This is a genomic window from Mycobacterium sp. NGS62 (assembly GCF_059812285.1).
Genome location: NZ_JCALCK010000035.1, coordinates 1 through 4078 on the forward strand (window position 1 = coordinate 1; position 4078 = coordinate 4078).

Genomic DNA, 4078 nt, shown 5'->3' on the forward strand with positions numbered 1-4078 from the left:
GATGGCATTGGTCGTGTAGATGATCTTGCGGATCTCGGGTGGGAACGCCAAAAACGGCACGAAGTCGCTCCAGGCGCGGTCCCAGACCGCGACCGCACCGGGGGATTTGGTTTTCCATTGGGCGCGGAAGTCCTCCATGGCCAGCCTGGCGGCCTCTTCGGTCGGCGCGGTGTAGATCGGCCGCAGCGCGGCGGCCATTGTTCTGCGGTCGGTGTAGGAGGCATAGCGCATTGCCGAACGCAGCAGATGCACGACGCACGTTTGCACGATGGCTTGAGGCCACACCGCGGTGATCGATTCCGGTAGCCCGGTCAGTCCGTCGCAGCACACAAACAGCGCATCGCGACACCCCCGGTTGCGCAGCTCGGTAAGCACCCCATGCCAGAACTTGGCGAAAGCGCACGGGTTCGCGCGAACATGTGCAAGGCGCCGCCTGAATTGTCACGGGTTCGGTAGGCGGGCGGTGTCCACGTGGTCGGCCAGGTAGGTTATGACGGCCTCGTGGCGCATGCCGTAGGCGGTGGCGACGAGTTTGGGGTCGACGGTGCCGACCAGGTCGACCAGTCGGGTGGAGCGCAGGATGCGGGGTTGGATGCCGACCTCGCGCAGGGTGGTCTTGACATAGCCGTCAGAGGCCGGCGCTCGGGTGGCCTTGGTCTGCATAGTGATCAGCAGGTGGGAGTTGTTGCTGCCGAGTGTTTTTCGGCGCTCGAGGCAGCGTTGCAGCGCTGTCCAGGTCCACGGGTCCAATGGTGTGGGCTGTGGTCGGCGACCCAGCCGTATGCGGTGCCGATCGTGGTCGACGTCGGCGTCGGTCAGGTGTTGCAGTTCTTGGGTGGTGGCGCCGTGGAGCAGGGCGGCCAGTCCGACGAACGCCTCGTGGGGGTGCACGTCGGGGTCGGTGCTCCATCGTTGGAACAGCTCGCGCTGGCGGTCGGCGGGAAGAGTAGGGCCGCGAAATGCCATGGTCTGCGGTGCTTTCAACTCTGCGGCGGGGTCGATGAGCATCAGTCGGCGCCCGCGAGCGTAGCGGCAGAACTGGCGTAGCCCGGTCAGGTAGGAGGCGCGTCGGCTGGGATGAGCGTGCAGGAACGCCTCGATGTCGCCGACCTCGATGGTGGCCCAGTCGGCCTTGCCGCGGCGGGCGGTCAGGAACTGCGCGAAGTCGCGTATCGCGGTGAGCCGGGCCTCGAGCGTGGCGTGCCCGCGCGGGTGAGCGCCGATGCGGCGGGCGCGATCGCGGCCGGCGACGAGGTGCTCGGCGAACCTGGCCACCGCTGGCCGCAATGGTTCGGGCACGGCGTCAATGCGGGACTGTCGGCGGGCGGCGGCGCGGCGCTCGTCGTGGTCTGACCGCAGCGCCAGCTTGCTCGCGGTGAGGAAGTCTTCCAGAGCCCGTGCGAGTGGCCCGTCGGCGGCGACGGCTTCCAGCAGTGCCTGCGGGTGCACCGGGGAATCGTCGAGCATGCGCTTGCCGAGTCGGCTGAGCATGGCGCAAGCACGGCTGGGATGGTGACGGCCGACCAGGTAGGCGGCGAAGTCGCCGAGCCAGTCAGGTGGATCATCCAGTGTTGCAGCCAGATTGGCGGCGCAAACCGGGATCCTGTGCGGCGAGCGCGCCCAACAGGACCGGCACCGCCCGGCACCGGTCAGTCGGGTGACCCGCCCGCAGTCGACGCAGGCGGCGTCTCGATTCGGTGGCCGGCCCGGATGTGAGCACGGCCCGCACCAACCGGTATCAGATCGCAGGACCCTGTGTTTGCGGCAACGCGGGCACTCGGCTCGATCGGCGTCGCGCCGTTGTCGTCGGACACAGTCCTTGCAGATATCGCGGTCGACGAACAGCACCGGCGCCCCGCAGATCTGGCAGGCGCGCGAGCAGCGCACGCAGTGGCCGGTGTCTGGCTGCAGGACCCGCTCGATGCCGCAGCGCGGGCAAGGATGCTTGACCGGCGCGTGAGCGGCTGCCCAGTGGCATCGAGCACACAGGTCACGGTCGGGCTTGCCAACCGCGCGGCCACACCGCGGGCAGTCCCGGATCCGTCGGGTCACGATCAGATCGGCGGCATCGACCGGCCACGCCGCGACGCCTGAGCGTCGTTCACCACGACCTTGGCCGGCTTCGGCGAAATCGGTTGTGCGAGTGGGGTGGTGTCGATGTCGAACAGGTCGTTGGGCGTGCACTCCAGCGCGGTGCACAACGCAATCAGGGTGGACAGCTTGAGCTGGCTGGGTTGCTTGGTGAACAACGCCGACACCGATGCCGAGGACAGCTCCAATCCGGCCTTCTCGGCCAGCACCCGTTGCAGCTGGACCCCGGTCCAAACCTCACGCTGAGCGGCGGCCATCCGCAGTTTCCACCTGATCTGCATGCTCACTCCTGCCCGGTCAGTTCACTCAGCGTCGCTGAGATAGCGCGCTGGTAGGCGTCCTCGATGAAGGTTTCCGACGGGCGCACGTACCGCATGGTCGATGCGACTGTCCAGTGTCCTAAAAGTTGTTGAATAGCAACGAGATCCACGCCACGCTCATAGTTGTGGGTGGCGCAGGCCCGGCGCATCCCGTGCGGGCTAAACCACTCAGCTTCGGGCCGTCCCTCCACGCTCATCAAATGCCGCAGCCGGTTGCGGATCGTGGCCGCTGCCATCCGGCCGCCGGACTCCTCACACAGCAGCACCGGACTATCCGGGAACCGGCCGCGCACGTCATCGAGATACCAGCGCACCACCAGATCCAGCCCGTCCAGCATCGGCACCCATCGCGGTCGTGGCCCGGACCCCTTGGCGCCCTTGCCGAACCGCACGTGCAGCTTGCCGAACGTGCCGCGCCCAAAGTGCACGTCCGAGCGGTCGAGCATCACCGCTTCTTCCGACCGCAGCCCGGCGTGATACAGCGTGCGGAACAGCGCATAATCGCGTGCGGCCGGCGCGTACTTACGGGCGGTCGCGATCCGACCCTTGAGGAACTCGAAGAAGGCGCCTACCCGCTCCGGAGTCGGCGGGGCATCCGCGCTCGGTGAGTCGTCGCTGACATGGCGGGCGGCGTTGAACTCGTCGAGCGGACAGGCCAGCCGCACCCCGAACGCAGCCTCGATCTCTGCCGCTTTGCGGACCTCAAGGAATCGGTGAAAGCCCTTGAACACCTGCAGATAGTTCCGCCGCGTCGATACCGCTCGACCCGAGCTGGCCAGCTCGCCCACGACCCGGTCGACGTCCTGGGCGGTCACCTCCCACGCCGGTCGTCCCAGTGCTGCCAGCATCCGTTCCAGCACGCCGACGTCGTTAGCAATCGTCGATTCGGCGAATCCCCGTGCGGTCCACGACGCCACGAAGGCCTCCACACATTCGGCCTGAAACCGCTGCGGATCTTGCGTCTGCACGACTGGCGCGACCTGGCCGGTGATCACCCGCAGCCGCCCGTCGCCCACCGCGCACCTTCCTCGCACCTGAGGTTTCGAGGCAGTACCTTAACTCGCGGGCTTACGCCTTGAGGATCAGCGACACGCCAATCGGTGGGAAAACCTCAGACAGCAGCACGAATCCGGGGAATCGAACCTGTGCTCGTTCCATATCCTTCCGTCTGCTGGATCCAGATGCCCAGCACCTGCCTGATCCCGTCGACATCGACGCCGATCACCACATGGGCGGCCTTATTGGCCACCACGCCGCCGTCGCGGATCTTGATGCGGATGGCGTCGATATACAGGATCGGATACACCGGATCGACCGGCCGGGATTGCCAAGCCGCGATCTCGTCGACCACCACGTCGGTGACGCGGGAAACGGTGGCCGCCGAGACCTGCGCGCCGTAGACCTCAGCCAGGTGCTCGGTGATATCGCGGGTCGACATCCCGCGCGCATACAACGACAAGATCATGTCTTCGACCTGGCCCAGGCGGCGTTTGCGTTTGGGCACAATCACGGGGGCAAAGGTGCCGTTGCGATCCCGCGGGACCTCGAGTTCGACCGGGCCGGCGGTGGTCAGCACGGTTTTGCGGCCATGGCCGTTGCGGGAGTTGCCCGAGCCGTGCCCGACCGGATCGCCGTGCTCATAGCCCAAGTGGTCAGCGATTTCGACA

General features: G+C 66.9%; 3 protein-coding genes and 2 pseudogenes. All 5 read right to left on the reverse strand.

Going from position 1 to position 4078, the window contains the following annotated elements:
* Positions 1-393 (reverse strand): annotated as a pseudogene (locus AC5Y49_RS24395) (IS256 family transposase); the annotation flags it as partial.
* Between the two features lie 48 nt (positions 394-441).
* A complete protein-coding gene (locus tag AC5Y49_RS24400; RefSeq protein ID WP_499891955.1) occupies positions 442-1491 on the reverse strand; it encodes a site-specific integrase in 1050 nt (349 codons plus the stop codon).
* Positions 1492-2054: 563 nt separating this feature from the next.
* Positions 2055-2372 (reverse strand): helix-turn-helix domain-containing protein, encoded by a 318-nt coding sequence (locus AC5Y49_RS24405; protein WP_499891956.1) that lies wholly within the window; start codon positions 2370-2372, stop codon positions 2055-2057.
* A gap of 2 nt (positions 2373-2374) precedes the next feature.
* Complete coding sequence (locus tag AC5Y49_RS24410; RefSeq protein ID WP_499891957.1) at positions 2375-3427, reverse strand: tyrosine-type recombinase/integrase; 1053 nt, start codon at positions 3425-3427, stop codon at positions 2375-2377.
* A 107-nt stretch (positions 3428-3534) separates the two neighbouring features.
* Positions 3535-4078, reverse strand: a pseudogene (locus AC5Y49_RS24415) (IS256 family transposase); the annotation flags it as partial.

What these genes read in the sequence shown, in the direction of transcription:
- AC5Y49_RS24400 (WP_499891955.1), bottom strand. Translation starts at nt 1,491, where the DNA reads ATGCTCAGCCGACTCGGCAAGCGCATGCTCGACGATTCCCCGGTGCAC.
- AC5Y49_RS24405 (WP_499891956.1), bottom strand. Translation starts at nt 2,372, where the DNA reads ATGCAGATCAGGTGGAAACTGCGGATGGCCGCCGCTCAGCGTGAGGTT.